We start from the raw sequence: 13734 nt of genomic DNA, 5'->3' as shown, positions 1-13734 counted from the left end.
GGGTGCTAAGGATTACAATTTCGCCATGACAGACAATAAACCAGACAACACGTCCGGCAGCGGCAGCGCCACCCCACACGATAAACCCGCCAACAAGCAGGCCGCGGCAGGGCCTCGTCCGGCCAAGCCATCCCGGCGATCGGCTCTCGTCATTGCCATCCTGGTGCTGATCCTGATCATCGCGGCGCTTGCGGGCACGGTCTGGTATCAGCACCGCGCCATGCAAGAACGCGGCGACGCTTTGCTGAGCCAGGCGCAGCAAAGCGCCCAGACGGCCCGGACGGCCTCCAGCGAGGCCGCGCAGGCTCTGGCTCTGGCGCAACAGCAGGCCGAGCGCATCGAGCGGATGCAGGCTTCCCTGGGCGAGGCGCAGCAGCATCTGCAAAGCCTGGAGCAGGCGCTGCAGATGCTGACCGACAGCGGCGCCGACATCGCGCTCGTCAACGACGTCGACCATCTGGTCTCCATCGCCCACCAGCAACTGCTGCTGGGCGGCAACGTCAGCAATGCCATCATCGCGCTTGAAACCGCCCAGGCCCAGCTCGCGCGCGCCAACCGGCCCGGCCTGGCGTCGCTGCAGCAGGCCATCAACGGCGACGTCGAAAGGCTGCGCGCCGTGTCGACGATAGACATCAATCGCCTGTCCAGCCGTATCGACGAACTGGGCCGTCTCGTCGAGACGGCGCCGCTGCTGATTCCCGACGACGCGGCTCCCGCCGTGGCGTCGTCGTCCAGGCCGGCGCGGCCATCCGCTCCGCCGCCGGCGGCGCGCGCATCCGATCCCGCCGCCCCCTGGTGGAAGCAGGGCATGGCGTCGGTGGCCGACTGGTCGCGCCAAACCTGGTGGACCATCAAGCAGGATCTGGGCAACTTCATCAATGTGCGCCGGGTCGATGACGCCGCGGCGCTGCTGATGTCTCCCGAGCAGGCGGGCAGCCTGCGCGACAAACTGCGCCTGCGGCTGATGACGGCCCAGCTTGCCCTTCTCATGAAGCAGCCCGACGTCTGGAATACCGAGACCCGCGCCGTCGTGCAGCTGCTGCAGGCGCGCTACGACATCAATTCGGTCGAGGGCCATCGCGCTCTCAGGCTGGCCCTGCAGCTGGCCGATACCTCGATCCAGGTCGAGCTGCCCACGGTGGCCAATAGCCAGAACGCCATCCAGACCTTGCGCGAAGAGCATGCGAAGTCGTCGCAGGACGGCGCCGGCGACGCCGATGATGCGGGCACGTCTTCCCAAGGCGGCGGCGCGTCGACGCAAGAAGGCGCCTCGCCGCAAGGCGGGGACGCATCCCAGGGCGGCGAAACGAACGGACAGGACGGGGCCGCCCAGGACGGGGCCGCCCAGGAAGGAGCTCCTCAGGACGCGGCGCCGAATGGCTCTTCGCCCGCGGGGGGCGAGGGTGCGGATGCGCCTGCCAATGGCGGAAGCAGTCCCTCCAATGGCGGAAGCGAGTCCGGCAACGGTGCTGATTCCGGCGATGCCGGTACGCCGGCCGACGACGGTGAGTCGCCGGCCACCGCCAGCGCCCGGCGGAGCGTCTCGGGCGCTTCGGTCCGGCAGGTCCGCCTCGTCGGCGGATCATGGTTTGATGCTTCCACGCCCGCCGCCTCGGCGCGCATCGACCAGGCGGGAGTGTAGCGATGAGGACATGGTTGTGGATGTGCGTATTGCTGGTCCTGGCCGTGGCACTGGCCCTGGTTCTGCGCGAGCACAGCGGCAATGTGCTGATCATCGCCCAGCCCTGGCGGATCGAGCTGTCCCTGACTTTTGCGGTGTTGCTGCTGCTGGCGTCTTTCGTGGTGCTGTACGTGGCGCTGCGGCTGATAGCCTGGCTGGTTTCGGGGCCCGAGCGCTTCCGCTCCTGGCGCGGCCTGCGCGCCCGCAAGAAAGAGCACGAGCTGCTGGAGTCGGGCTGGATCAGCGTGCTGGAAGGCCGCTATAACGATGCCGAACAGCGCCTTTCCAAGCTATTGGGCCGCAGCAAGTCGCCCAATACGCGGGTGCTGGCCGGGCTGGCGCTGGCCCGGGCCTCCCACCACTTGGGCGAGTATGCGCGCCGCGACGATGCGCTGCGGCTGGCCCGCCAGGCCGCCGGCAACGACACCCGCCTGAAGGAAGCGCATGCGGCCGCCACAGCCGAAATGATGCTCGACCAGAATCGCCCCCAGGAAGCGCTGGCCTTGCTTCAGCCGCTGCACGAAAGCAACCCGCGCCATTCGCATGCGGCCGTGCTGCTCCTGAGGGCGTATCGCCAATTGGGCGAGCACGAGCGAGTGTTCGATCTGGCGCGCACGCTTTTGCGGCGCGGCGTCATCGACAAGTCCGAGGCCATGCCCCTGATCGAAACCGCGGCCGCCGTGCGGCTGGGCTCGGTCGACCCGGAGGGCTTCAAGGCCGTCTGGGGCGAACTCAAGGCCGAGGAAAGGACCCTGCCCGAAGTGGCGCTGGCGGCGGCCGCCTTCCACGAGCGGCAAGGCGACTTCGAAGCGGCCGGCAAGGTGCTCGAGGCGGCCCTCAACGTCGGGCTGGAATCGCGCCTGCTGAACGCCTATTCGCAGTGCCCCCCCGAGCACGTGGCGCGCCGCCTGGCCAAGGCCGAGGTCTGGCTCAAGGGCGATCCGCAAAACTCCGACCTGCTGGCGGCCCTGGGCAACCTGTGCCTGACGGGCCAGCTGTGGGGGCCGGGCGAGCGCTATCTGCTGCGCAGCATGAAGATACGCAGCGACGTGCGCATCCACGCCTTATTGGGCAATTTGTATGATCGCCTCGGCCGCGAAGCCGACGCCATGAAGCACTGGCGGCTCGCCTCCGGCGTGGCGGGCGTGCTGCCCGTGCTGGAGATGAGCAAGGTGCTGCCCGCCGCCGACACGCGGGCCGACCCCACCTTGATCGACGTCGAGAGCATGCCCATGTCGGCGCCCATCGACGCCGAGCCGTTTTCGCCCGTCGCGGCCAGCGCCGCCGACTATCTGGACGACCCCCTGCAATCCGCCTCGCCGAATGCCGCCCGCGTGCCGCCCGAGGCCGCGTCCGTGCCGGCATCGAGCGAATCGGACATGGACGACTATTTCGACAGCGCCCCGATTCCGGGCGTGGACCTGAGCAAGACCTCCGACCGGCCCCGCAGCCGTGCGCAAGATCCGTCGCAGGCGCCCGAGTCCAATCATCGAGACTGATTTTCCCGACCATTCAATTTTTCCGAGGTAGTGCAAGCATGAGCCTAGACCGCGTCACCGCCGGCGCCAAGTTGCCCGACGAATTCAACGTCATCATCGAGATCCCGATGAACTCCGATCCCGTCAAGTACGAGGTCGACAAAGAGTCGGGCGCCGTTTTCGTCGACCGTTTCATGCTGGCCGCCATGCACTATCCGGCCAACTACGGCTACATCCCGCAAACCGTTTCCGACGACGGCGACCCGGCCGACGTGCTGGTGGTGGCGCCTTTCCCGATCCAGATCGGCGCTGTCGTGCGCTGCCGCGCCATCGGCGTGCTGAACATGGACGACGAGGCCGGCGGCGATGCGAAACTGCTCGCCGTGCCGGTGGACAAGCTGTATCCTCCCTATCGCCACATTCAGTCGCCCCAGGACCTGCCCGAGGAAGACCTCGCCCGCATCCAGCACTTCTTCGAGCACTACAAAGACCTTGAAAAAGGCAAGTGGGTCAAGGTCAAGGGCTGGGACAACGCCGAGGTCGCGCGCAAAGAAATCCAGGAAAGCGCCAAGCGCTACGCCGATTCGAACAAATAGCCATTTCGCGTTTTTCGTGTAGAGCAGTCGTTCCTTTGAAGGAGTTCACCATGCTTATAAATAAAATCGTGTCGTCCTTGCTGATTCTGGGCTGCCTGGCGGCGGCGGGCTGCACCAACACCGTGCGCGGCGCCGGCGAAGACATTTCCGCGGCCGGAGACGCCGTGCAAAGGTCGACCAAGTAAGCCATTCGGGTTCTATAAAGCCCGTCGAACATCCCGCCGCCGGTGCAAGCCGGCGGCGGGATTGTTTTTTCTTCGACGGCTCCGCCCGCGAATAGCGGTCCCCTCGAACGCTTCAGTTCAGCCGCAACGCGTTGGGTCCGCCAAGCAGATGGCTGACGATGCTATAGGCGGTGCTTGCCGAAGTCTTGGGATTGGACGCAAGCGGCTTGGCTTCGGTGTCAAAACTGAAGCGCCCCAGCATGCTTTCGCCTTCTACAAGGTGACGGTTGACGGTGGAGTGCGGGTCGGCCACCAGGCGCACCCGGGTGTCCTCCATGCCCAGTCCCGCCAGCGCCAGCGTCGCCGCTACGTTGGCATTCTTGGGATAGGCGGCGGCTACTTGCCGGGCGCTGCCTTCGAATATCACTGTCCGGCTTCGCAAGGCCGCCAGGTCGAATTGTTCGGCCGCCGGCGTGCCGGCCCATGCCTCGGGCGGTTTGATGCCCGTGTAGCAGAGCGATTTCAGGCCGGCGGCGCGTGCGCTGCATATAGCGTCCAGCGCCGCCACGGCGCCGTTGAAAACCAAGAGCCGGCGGCCGTGACGCTCCGCGGTTTCCCGAAGTGTCGCCAGCAGCTTGCGATCAGCCAGGGCGCCGGAGGAGATCAGGCCGAAATCCCGACCGAGGGCAAGAACATTCGCGCCGTATTCCGATACCGCCTGGTGTCCTGCGGTTTCTATGACGAGCGAGACTTCCGGTGCCAGGTCTTCCAGCTTGTCGATGGGCTGGACTCCGGATGGAAGCGTGCGGGCCGCTTCCGCGGTCCTGCCGGGACGGACGACGACCTGCGCTATCCGGGCCGCAGCGCCGGATTGCAGGGTGTCGATAACGGTGCGCGCTATGCCCCCCAGGCCGATCAGCGCGACATGTCGGATTGTCATCATGTTTCCACGTTGAGTTGGCGGGCGTAAATGGAAGAAAGCCGGGAAGCCGCTGTCTGCAGGGCCTGCGTGATCGCCGCTTCGTCGTGCTGCTTCATGCGTTCCGAGGGGCCGACCAAAGAAACGGAAAAGATGACGCCCAGTTGAGCCAGGGGGATGGGAGCTGCCACGGCCACCAAACCGAGGTCTATTTCTTCGCGGCACCAGGCAATGCCGGTGCGTCGGACGGTGGCCAGTTCGCGGCGGAGGGCGTCCTGCGTCGTCAGTGTCTTCGGCGTCAAGGCCGGAATGGGATCCGTGTATATCTGACGCAGGAAGTCTTCATCCTGAAAGGCCAGAATGGCTTTTGCCGAGGCCGCGGCCTGCGGCGGCATGACATGGCCGGGGTTGACGTAGCCGTACCAATCCTTGGGAGGGGTGGCCATCATGATGCTTTCAATGCGAGTCCCGCGCAGCATGCCCAGAAATGCGGTTTCGTGAAACTGGTCGACCAGTTCGTGCAGGACGCCCTGAGAGAGGGTCGCCATGCGGTCGGGCGATACGGCGGCTGCGAGCATGCCGCGAATGCGGGGACCCAGCCAGTAGATGCGCCGGGAGGTCGCGATGGAGTCGTCGGCATCGTGCAGCGGCGGGTCGGCGTCCAGGCAGCGGGCATAGGCCAGGCCGCTGAGCAATCTGTGCAAGGTGGCCTTGGGCAGGCCCAGCTTCCTGTGAATTTCTCCGAAAGCCAGGCCCGCCGGATGTTGCGCCAGCAATTCGAGAATGCGTAGCTGGCGTTCAAGGACGGCGGGCGTCTTTGTATTAATAGTGTTCATGTTCGTCGCGTAGTGGAGAGGTCGCTGAGCCATGGAAGTATGCCAAAGGACTTGACTACTACGGGTCATTATAGGCAGAATGTTCCGTAAATTAGTAGATATCTATCGTTTTTCGATAGATAAAGATTGTTCGGTTCAACAGCCGCATCAGGCCCAATCACAGTGAGATGGCATGCATTTCACATTCAGAAGGAGACGACACATGAACAGGAAGCGTATGGCAGCCCGATGGGCTACGGCGTTATTTGCGGGCAGCCTGCTGGCCGCCTCGACGGGCTGGGCGCAAGACAAGCCGGTGCGTCTGCGCTTGTCGCACAATCTGCCCACGACCAATGCCCTGCATTTCGGGGTATTGGAACCTTGGGCCAAGTCGATAGAAGAGGCGTCGAACGGCAACCTCACGGTGCAGATTTTTCCGGCGCAGCAAATGGGGCCGGCCAAAGAACACTACAACCTGGCGCGCGACGGCATCGTCGACCTGTCGTTCTACCTGGTCGGAATCGAGCCCGGGCGCTTTCCCATCGTTTCTGCCGCTGAAATGCCCTTTCTCGTTTCCGACAACGGAAAAGGTTCTCGCGCTTTCTACGAGTGGTACCAGCCCTACGCCGAGAAAGAAATGAGGGACGTCAAGGTCTGCACCATGTTCTACGATGGCGGCGGCACGATTCATTCAAAGAAGAAGATAGAGGTGCCCGCCGACCTGCAAGGGCTGAAGATCCGTTCGCCCAATGTCCTGGCGGCGGACTTCTATCGGAAGGCGGGCGCTTCGCCATTGCAGCTTTCGGCGTCGGACGCGGCCGAGGCGGTGGAGCGGGGCGTCGTCGACGCCATTTCCTTCCCGTGGAATCTGCTCAAAGCCTTGGGAGCGGATCGCGCGCTCAAATACCACCTCGACATGGACTTCTACTCTCTGGGCACCGCCATCCTGATGAACAAGGCCGCCTACGCCCGCCTGTCCGACAATCAGAAGGCGGTAATCGACGCGCATTGCAACGCCGATTGGGCCGAGAAGCTGCCCAAGGCCTGGTATGACTGGGAGCAAGAGGGGCGCAAGGTCCTGCTCGCGGATCCCTCTCACACCGTGTACAAAGTGGCCGACGAAAACATCGGCGAATGGCGGGCGATGGCCGAGCGCGTGCGCGAAGACTGGGAGAAGGGCGCTTCGAAGAACGGGGTCGATGCCAAGGAAGCTTTTGAATCCCTCCAGGCGAAGTTGCGTGAATACGATGCGGCTTATTGATCAATGCGCGCCGACAGCCGCCCCCGCAGGCCGGGGCGGCCGCTTTTCTGTCCCGGAGAGGGGCGCAGGCCCTCGTCCCCATGACGCAAGCGTTTATTTCGAGGTGGATGGATGATGCGAAGATTCTACGCCTTCCTGGAATTCGTTCCCTCGCTCCTCCTGCTGTTCATGGCCTTCCTGACATCGTTGTCGGCCATCACGCGGTGGCTGTTTTCCTGGCCCATACCCGACGAATACGAAATCTCCAGGCTGCTGCTGAGCGTGGTCATCTGCTGGGGCATCGCGCTGGCTTTCCGCCGCGACGACCACATCCAGCTGGACGTGTTCTGGGATTTCCTGTCGGACGGCTGGAAGCGCATTCTGACGCGCATCGGTTCGACCCTGAGCATGCTGCTGGTCGGCGGCTTCTGCCTAGCGCTGGGCCTGAAAACCCTGGACACGCGCCTTGGAGGCATCACAACGGTGGATCTGGGGCTTTCCGTCTGGCTGTTCTACGCCAGCGCCTGGCTGGGCACGCTGGCGGCATTCCTGACGCTGCTGCGCCGGGTGATTTTCCCCGAAGATCCGCCCGTGGCGGACCCGGCAGCATCCAACGAGGAGCGAACCGATGGTCAGTACTGAATTTGCCATTTTCGCCGGGTTCGGCAGCCTCCTGCTGCTGTGTCTGCTGCGCGTGCCCATCGGCCTTGCCATGGGCGCGTCGGGGATTCTGGGCTTCGGCCTGCTCAGCGGCTTCGAGCCCGCCTTCCGCATGCTGTCGCATTCGGTCATCGCGACCCTGTCCGACTACACCATGGGGCTCATCCCCCTGTTCATCCTCATGGGGGCCGTGGCGGTCGCGTCCGGTTTGAGCCGCGACCTGTTCCATGCAGCCCAGCTCTGGCTGGGGCAGCGGCGCGGCGGCCTGGCCATGGCGACTTTGGCGTCCTGCGGCGGGTTTTCCGCCATTTGCGGCTCGTCCGCCGCGACGGCCGCCACCATGACGCGCGTGGCGCTGCCGGAGATGCTGCGCCAGGGCTACTCCGAACGACTGACCACCGGAAGCATCGCCGCCGGCGGAACGTTGGGCGTCCTGATTCCGCCTTCCATCGCTTTGGCCGTATATGGATTGCTGACGCAGCAGAGCGTCGGCCTGCTGTTCATGGCCGGCGTACTGCCCGGCTTGCTCGCCATCGGCTTCTATATGCTGACCGTGGCGATATGGCTGAAGATAAGGCCCGACGATGCGCCCAAAGGAAGTCGCGCCGGCTGGCGCGATCGCTTCCTCAGCTTGCGGCGTCTCGGCCCTATCCTTTTGCTGAGCGTATTCGTCATCGGCGGCATCTATGGCGGCCTGTTCACCCCCACCGAGGCAGGGGCACTGGGTGCGGCGGGCGCAATCGTCTTGACGGCCCTGATGGGGGCCATGTCCTGGTCACGCCTGTTCCAGTCCCTGGCCGAAAGCGTGCGCACCGCGGCGGCCATTCTGCTGATCATGGCGGGCGCCGTGCTGTTCGGCTACTTCCTGGCGGCGACCGGCACCCCGCAACGCGTGGCGGAGCTGTTGACGGCATCGCAACTTGGCCCGTACGGCACCTTGCTGCTGATTATCCTGGTCCTGCTGGTCCTGGGCTGCCTGATCGACGCCCTGGCGGTCGTCATCCTGGTCGTTCCCATCGTGTATCCCATCGTCATGCAGATGGGGTTCGATCCGATCTGGTTCGGCGTCATCGTGACGATGTGCGTCGAAGTGGGCTTGATCACGCCTCCCTTCGGCCTGAACGTATTCGTCATCAAGGGCCTGTCGAAGCGGACATCGATCTGGACCATCTATCGCGGTGTGACGCCATTCATCGTCAGCGATCTCGTGCGCATCGGGCTGCTCATTCTGTTCCCTTCTTTGGTTTTGTTCCTGCCCAATCTGATGCGATGAAAAAGGTTGAATGATGAATGTAGTATCGAGAAGTAGCAGTGCGGCGCTGGGCCGGCCCGGCCATCTGGTCCGTGTGGTGTCCTCGAAGGGCGTGGAGTTAAGCGGCTTTCACGCCACGGCAAAACCCGATGCGCCCTTATTGTTGTGCCTGCATGGCCTGAGCGGGGGCCTGGACACCAGTTTTGTGTTTGATTTCCTGGCGGGGTCCGCCCTGGACGATTGCCATATCCTCACCATCACCTGTTCGGGGCATGGCAATATCGCGATGTCCCGGGCGGGAGACCCGCTGATGTACCGGCTGGACGGCTCCGCCTTCGAGCGTTTCGAAGATTGCGTGCCCGATCTGCATGCCTGGGTGGACTACGCCGCGCGTCATACGCAAGGTCCCATCATATTGCTGGGACACTCGCTGGGGGCGTCCAAAGTCCTGCATTATCTGGCGCAGACCGCGGACGAACGCGTCAAGGGTCTGGTGCTGGCTTCGGCGCCCGATCTGAAGGGAGCGTTCATCGCCTTGCACGGCGCGGAGCGGTTCCAGGCGTTCATGGACGAGGCGCGCGCCCGCGTCGAAGCGGGCAAGGGACGCAGCCTGATGGACGAAGAATGCGTCATCGGCCTGTTGCGCCAACGCGTATCGGCGAAGACCCTGCTGGACCGCTTTGATGAAGGGCGGGTGGCCGACACCTTCGATTTCTATGACAGAAAGTCGGCTTCCGCGTTCGAGGACCTGCGCCGGATCACGTCGCCCGTGCTGTCCATCTACGGAAGCCAGGGCGAGATAGTCGGGCCGGGCGGGGTCCCGGCGGCCATCCAGCTTTTGCGTACGCATGCGGCGCGGGCGGCCGCGTTCGACAGCCTGGTCGTCGATGGCAACCATTGGTATATGGGGGCCGAGCGGGAAGTGGCCGACGGCATCGTCCGCTGGATGAAAGTGCGCTGTATGGCCGAAGCGCAATAGGAACGTATCATGAACATGCGAATCGTCGACTTCCACCATGCATTTGAGCGCGGGGAGCGCACGCCTTTAGAAGTATTGGAGGCCGTGTTTGCCTCGATAGAAAAGGACGGCGCGCCCGAGCACGTCTTCACGGCCTTGACGCGAGAGCGAGCCGAGCGGGCCGCCCGGGCCAGCACCGAGCGCTGGCGAAGCAACAAGCCGCTGGGGCCGCTGGACGGCGTCCCCATCGTCTGGAAAGACGTTTTCGACGTGGCGGGCACGGTCACCACCTGCGGCTCCCGCGTCAGGGCCCAGGCGGCGCCGGCCACTGCCGATGCCGAACTGGTGCGCCAGCTCGAAGCACAGGGCATGGTCAGCATAGGCAAGACGACGCTCAGCGAATTCGCCTATTCCGGCCTGGGCATCAACCCCTATCCCGGCACGCCCCGCAACCCGGTCGACCAGGCGGTGGCGCGCATCCCGGGCGGGTCCTCGTCCGGAAGCGCGGCGGCGGTCGCCCTGGGATGGGTGCCCTGCGGCATGGGTTCGGATACGTCGGGCTCCATCCGCGTGCCGGCCGCATTCCAAGCGCTGGTCGGTTTCAAGCCCAGCCATGGGCGTTATTCAACGCAAGGCATGTATCCGCTGGCGCCGTCATTGGATACCGCGGGCCCGCTCGTGCGCGAGGTGGCGGACGCCTGCTTGCTGGACGAAATGCTGACGGGCCAGACCTGCGAGCCGGCGGGGCCCCTGTCGAACTGGCGCTTCATCGTCCCGGCGGGACGGGCGCTGGCGCAGGCCTCGCCGGCGGTTCAAGCGGTCTTCGAGGACGTCTTGGCCAGGCTGTCGCGCGCGGGCGCCGGAATCGAACATCGGGAGTTCGCCTCCTTCGAATTGACGCGGCGGATCTTCGAGGAGCACGGCACGCTGGTCGCGGTCGAGGCGACCCGCGTGCATGAAGCCTTGATGGCCTCGCCCGAGTTCCTGAAGGTCGATCCGCGCATCGCCGCCCGGATGAGGCGCGGGGCGTCGCTGGCCCAGGCCGACCGGGACGTCATCGAAACCCGCCGCGCTCCGCTTGCGGCCATGGCGGGCAAGGATCTGGCCGAGCGGGAAGTATTGCTGTACCCCACCGTATCCATGACGGCGCCCGCCATGGCGCCGTTGGAAAAGGACGACGAGTGGTTCGCTCAATGCAATCTGCAGGTGTTGCACAACACGATGCTGGGCAGCTATCTGGACATGCCGACCTTGAGCCTGCCGGCCGGGCCGGCGGACGACGGCCTGCCCGTGGGAGTGTCTTTATCCACCGCTTCGGGACGGGATGCCCGCTTGCTGGGTTTGGGTGAAGCCGTGCAAGAGCTCCTGCTGCGGTAAAACGATCCGTATCGGCACGCCCCCCTGTGCCTGGTATGACTGAGTAGGCGGCGGGGCTACCTCCTGCCGTGTCAGGCACGGGCGTCCGGCAAGGCCAAGAGAGCCGGTAAAACGTCGGGGTCCGAGACTGGAGGCAGGCAGGTAGCGCCTCGACACACCCAGGCAGCCGAGGCGGGCTCACTTGGCATCCTCAGTACGGCGGGCAGGGCTTGGCGCTGGGCAGGAAGTCGGATCGTCATGACGTGCGGCAGATACCGGCCTGCCAGTTGCTCGTGACAGCCGGAGGTTTCGGCAAACATCCCGGTCAGAGCCAATAGGTATGGGGGCGTCACCCATTCGGCCAGGGCCACCGACAGCGTTCCGAACGCTTGGGGAAGGCGGCGAGCTTGGCTGGCAAAGGACGACATGGCGCGCTGCGCCGCTTCTAGGTATCGGGGTTCGCCCACCAGATGTCCGAGGCGCTGCAACTGCACAGCCGCGACGGCATTGCCGGACGCCAGCGCGCCATCGTCACCGGACTTGGGCCGCACCACCAGGGCTTCGTGGTCGTTGCTCGTGAAAAAAAAGCCGCCGGCTGTTCGATCTTCGAAGTGCGTCAGCAGGGTGTCGGCCAACGCCCGCGCGAACTGCAAATCGTCGCCATCCAGCGTATCGCCCTGCAGCACTTCCAAAGAGGCGCCAAGCAGGAATGCGTAGTCGTCCAAGTAGGCATTCGAATGTGCGCGGCCATCCTTGTAGGTAACCAGTAGCCGCCCATCTCGCCATAGCGTTGCACGCAGGAAGTCATAAGCCCGACGGGCTGAAGCCGCCCACGCTGGGCGGCTGAAGACCCGGGCAGCGAACGCCATGCCGTCGATGGCAAGCGCGTTCCAGCTTGTCAGGATTTTTTCATCGCGAGCGGGACGGACACGCCGCTCGCGCCGCGCAAGCAGCCGGGGCCGGGCCTGCGCAATTTGCGCAGCACACGTCATTTCCGGGCGGCCCAGATCCCTGGCGACCTGGGCCAAGGGCCGTACGACGCGTAGATGCCAGGCTTGATCCTCAAAGTTCGGCGATGTGTCAAAGCCGTAATAGGCGGCAACGACCGGCCACGACGAGGCGTCGAGCGCCTGAGCCGCTTCCTCGCGCTGCCACACGTAGAATTTGCCTTCCTCGCCTTCCGAGTCGGCATCGATGCTGGAGAAGAATCCGCCTTCGGCGGCCTGCATCTCGCGCATCAACCAGGCCGCTGTTTCCTCGCATACCAGCGCAAATATCGGGTCGCCGCTGACTTGCCATGCCTCGGCGTACAAGCGCAGCAGTGGGCCGTTGTCGTACAGCATCTTCTCGAAATGCGGGATTTCCCAGCGCTCGTCCGTGCTATAGCGGAAGAAACCGCCGCCCAAGTGGTCATAGAGGCCGCCTTCCGCCATTTGCCGCAAGGTCGTCAGCACCGCATCGCGCGCCTGATCGTCCCTTTGGGCTACGGCGTGGCGCAGCAGAGCGGACAGGATGGCCGGCTGCGGGAATTTGGGCGCTACACCAAAGCCTCCGTGAACGGCGTCGAATGCCTGCATCATGACGTCGCGCAAGCCCTGGGCCGACGCTGTCGCTGTTTCCGCCAACATCGCTTCCGAGGACACGTCGGCAGCTTCGCCCTGCGCGAACCCTCGAGCCAGTTCGGCCAGGCGGCGGGTACGCTGCGCACCTTCGGCCAATACCTGATCGCGCTGCGTGGACCAAACCTCGGTCACGCGCTTCAAGACCTCATCGAAGCCCGGACGTCCGTAGCGTGCATGCTTCGGAAAATAAGTGCCGCCAAAGAACGGCTCGCCCGTGGGGGTCAGAAACATCGTCAGAGGCCAGCCGCCGCCGCGGCCGACAATGAGCTGGTGTGCCAATTGGTAGATGTGATCGATGTCGGGCCGTTCTTCCCGGTCGACCTTGACATTGACGAACCCACGGTTCATCAGTTCGGCGGTTTCCTCGTTCTCGAAGCATTCATGCGCCATGACGTGGCACCAGTGGCAAGCCGAGTAGCCCACGGACAGCAGAATCGGCCGATTCGTGCTGCGCGCGAGGGCAAGCGCCTCCGCGTTCCAGGGGTGCCAATCCACCGGGTTGTCGGCATGCTGCAGCAGGTAGGGGCTGGTTTGGTCGCTCAGGTGATTGGGCATGGCTCTTTCTCTCAATGAAAAATGCGGCCTATGGCGTCAGTCTGGAGCACGCCTTTATGCCGAGGGCTGTGCTCTACAGGATAGTGGGATTGGGCGCATCGCCATAGACCTTGGTCGGGTCGAAAGTTCTCTCAGCCTCGGTGAAGACCAAGCTATCGCCTTGCCCGCGCTCCTCGCCGACGGCGCCTTTGTGCCATACCGTCTGGCGCGATCGGCTCCAATAGTGGGCTTCGCCCGTCTGGACGGTCAAGCTCAGGGCTTCGGCGTTCATGTAGCCCAGCATCAGCACGTCGCCGGTCCGGGCATCGGTCGTGACGCAAGGGATCAACCCGCCGCGATCGAACTTCGGTGCCAGCTCATGGCCTTCCTCGACCTGTTCGACCGAAGTACGGGCAGCGAAATGCAGGGGCTGAGGTGTGCAGTGCACTCTCCGCGACC

The 13734-nt window shown here is 64.5% G+C and carries 13 protein-coding genes; 9 read left to right on the top strand and 4 right to left on the bottom strand.

Annotated features, from left to right (window positions below; translation table 11 throughout):
- Window positions 1-25: 25 nt before the first annotated feature.
- Genes CSC67_RS17480 through CSC67_RS17465 form a run of 4 tightly spaced genes read left to right on the top strand, consistent with a single transcriptional unit; the run spans window position 26 to window position 3940 of the window.
- On the top strand, window positions 26-1642 hold the full coding sequence (locus tag CSC67_RS17480; protein WP_118995742.1) for a uroporphyrinogen-III C-methyltransferase: 1617 nt from the start codon (window positions 26-28) through the stop codon (window positions 1640-1642).
- A 2-nt stretch (window positions 1643-1644) separates the two neighbouring features.
- Window positions 1645-3180, top strand: coding sequence for a heme biosynthesis HemY N-terminal domain-containing protein (locus CSC67_RS17475; protein ID WP_118995741.1), 1536 nt, complete (start codon window positions 1645-1647; stop codon window positions 3178-3180).
- 38 nt (window positions 3181-3218) lie between these two features.
- The gene (gene ppa / locus CSC67_RS17470; protein ID WP_118995740.1) at window positions 3219-3755 is read left to right on the top strand and encodes an inorganic diphosphatase; all 537 of its coding nucleotides are present in this window, start codon (window positions 3219-3221) and stop codon (window positions 3753-3755) included.
- 50 nt (window positions 3756-3805) lie between these two features.
- Window positions 3806-3940, top strand: coding sequence for an entericidin A/B family lipoprotein (locus tag CSC67_RS17465; RefSeq protein WP_118995739.1), 135 nt, complete (start codon window positions 3806-3808; stop codon window positions 3938-3940).
- 112 nt (window positions 3941-4052) lie between these two features.
- Here CSC67_RS17465 and CSC67_RS17460 read toward each other — a convergent pair whose 3' ends face one another.
- Window positions 4053-4862 (bottom strand): aspartate dehydrogenase, encoded by an 810-nt coding sequence (locus tag CSC67_RS17460; protein WP_118995738.1) that lies wholly within the window; start codon window positions 4860-4862, stop codon window positions 4053-4055.
- A complete protein-coding gene (locus CSC67_RS17455) occupies window positions 4859-5674 on the bottom strand; it encodes an IclR family transcriptional regulator (protein ID WP_118995737.1) in 816 nt (271 codons plus the stop codon). Before CSC67_RS17455 ends, CSC67_RS17460 begins: the two co-directional genes overlap by 4 nt.
- A 202-nt stretch (window positions 5675-5876) precedes the next feature.
- Between CSC67_RS17455 and CSC67_RS17450 the strand changes: the two genes are divergently transcribed.
- The 5 genes from CSC67_RS17450 to CSC67_RS17430 all read left to right on the top strand — a co-directional run bounded on the left by CSC67_RS17450 (window position 5877) and on the right by CSC67_RS17430 (window position 11140).
- Window positions 5877-6914, top strand: a complete 1038-nt coding sequence (locus tag CSC67_RS17450; RefSeq protein ID WP_209304349.1) for a TRAP transporter substrate-binding protein — start codon at window positions 5877-5879, stop codon at window positions 6912-6914.
- Between the two features lie 111 nt (window positions 6915-7025).
- Window positions 7026-7535: a TRAP transporter small permease gene (locus CSC67_RS17445; protein ID WP_209304348.1), complete on the top strand. Its 510-nt coding sequence runs from the start codon at window positions 7026-7028 to the stop codon at window positions 7533-7535.
- Entirely contained in the window at window positions 7522-8826 is a 1305-nt protein-coding gene (locus tag CSC67_RS17440) for a TRAP transporter large permease (RefSeq protein ID WP_118995735.1), read from the top strand. Before CSC67_RS17445 ends, CSC67_RS17440 begins: the two co-directional genes overlap by 14 nt.
- 10 nt (window positions 8827-8836) lie before the next feature.
- Window positions 8837-9784, top strand: coding sequence for an alpha/beta fold hydrolase (locus tag CSC67_RS17435; protein WP_118995734.1), 948 nt, complete (start codon window positions 8837-8839; stop codon window positions 9782-9784).
- 9 nt (window positions 9785-9793) lie between these two features.
- Complete coding sequence (locus CSC67_RS17430) at window positions 9794-11140, top strand: amidase family protein (protein ID WP_118995733.1); 1347 nt, start codon at window positions 9794-9796, stop codon at window positions 11138-11140.
- A 71-nt stretch (window positions 11141-11211) separates the two neighbouring features.
- Here the strand turns inward: CSC67_RS17430 and CSC67_RS17425 are convergent, their stop codons facing one another.
- Complete coding sequence (locus CSC67_RS17425) at window positions 11212-13296, bottom strand: thioredoxin domain-containing protein (protein ID WP_118995732.1); 2085 nt, start codon at window positions 13294-13296, stop codon at window positions 11212-11214.
- Window positions 13297-13369: 73 nt separating this feature from the next.
- Window positions 13370-13723 carry a phosphoribosyl-AMP cyclohydrolase gene (locus CSC67_RS17420; RefSeq protein WP_118995731.1) on the bottom strand — a complete coding sequence of 118 codons (354 nt, stop codon included), beginning with the start codon at window positions 13721-13723 and terminating at the stop codon, window positions 13370-13372.
- Window positions 13724-13734: the final 11 nt, after the last annotated feature.

This window comes from Pusillimonas caeni, from assembly GCF_003545815.1.
GTDB classification, from domain to species: Bacteria; Pseudomonadota; Gammaproteobacteria; order Burkholderiales; family Burkholderiaceae_B; genus Pusillimonas; species Pusillimonas caeni.
Note: the sequence above shows the minus strand (reverse complement) of the source record. Positions and strands in the feature narration are given on the sequence as shown.

What these genes read in the sequence shown, in the direction of transcription:
- CSC67_RS17480 (WP_118995742.1), top strand. Translation starts at nt 26, where the DNA reads ATGACAGACAATAAACCAGACAACACGTCCGGCAGCGGCAGCGCCACC.
- CSC67_RS17475 (WP_118995741.1), top strand. Translation starts at nt 1,645, where the DNA reads ATGAGGACATGGTTGTGGATGTGCGTATTGCTGGTCCTGGCCGTGGCA.
- ppa (WP_118995740.1), top strand. Translation starts at nt 3,219, where the DNA reads ATGAGCCTAGACCGCGTCACCGCCGGCGCCAAGTTGCCCGACGAATTC.
- CSC67_RS17465 (WP_118995739.1), top strand. Translation starts at nt 3,806, where the DNA reads ATGCTTATAAATAAAATCGTGTCGTCCTTGCTGATTCTGGGCTGCCTG.
- CSC67_RS17460 (WP_118995738.1), bottom strand. Translation starts at nt 4,862, where the DNA reads ATGATGACAATCCGACATGTCGCGCTGATCGGCCTGGGGGGCATAGCG.
- CSC67_RS17455 (WP_118995737.1), bottom strand. Translation starts at nt 5,674, where the DNA reads ATGAACACTATTAATACAAAGACGCCCGCCGTCCTTGAACGCCAGCTA.
- CSC67_RS17450 (WP_209304349.1), top strand. Translation starts at nt 5,877, where the DNA reads ATGAACAGGAAGCGTATGGCAGCCCGATGGGCTACGGCGTTATTTGCG.
- CSC67_RS17445 (WP_209304348.1), top strand. Translation starts at nt 7,026, where the DNA reads ATGATGCGAAGATTCTACGCCTTCCTGGAATTCGTTCCCTCGCTCCTC.
- CSC67_RS17440 (WP_118995735.1), top strand. Translation starts at nt 7,522, where the DNA reads ATGGTCAGTACTGAATTTGCCATTTTCGCCGGGTTCGGCAGCCTCCTG.
- CSC67_RS17435 (WP_118995734.1), top strand. Translation starts at nt 8,837, where the DNA reads ATGATGAATGTAGTATCGAGAAGTAGCAGTGCGGCGCTGGGCCGGCCC.
- CSC67_RS17430 (WP_118995733.1), top strand. Translation starts at nt 9,794, where the DNA reads ATGAACATGCGAATCGTCGACTTCCACCATGCATTTGAGCGCGGGGAG.
- CSC67_RS17425 (WP_118995732.1), bottom strand. Translation starts at nt 13,296, where the DNA reads ATGCCCAATCACCTGAGCGACCAAACCAGCCCCTACCTGCTGCAGCAT.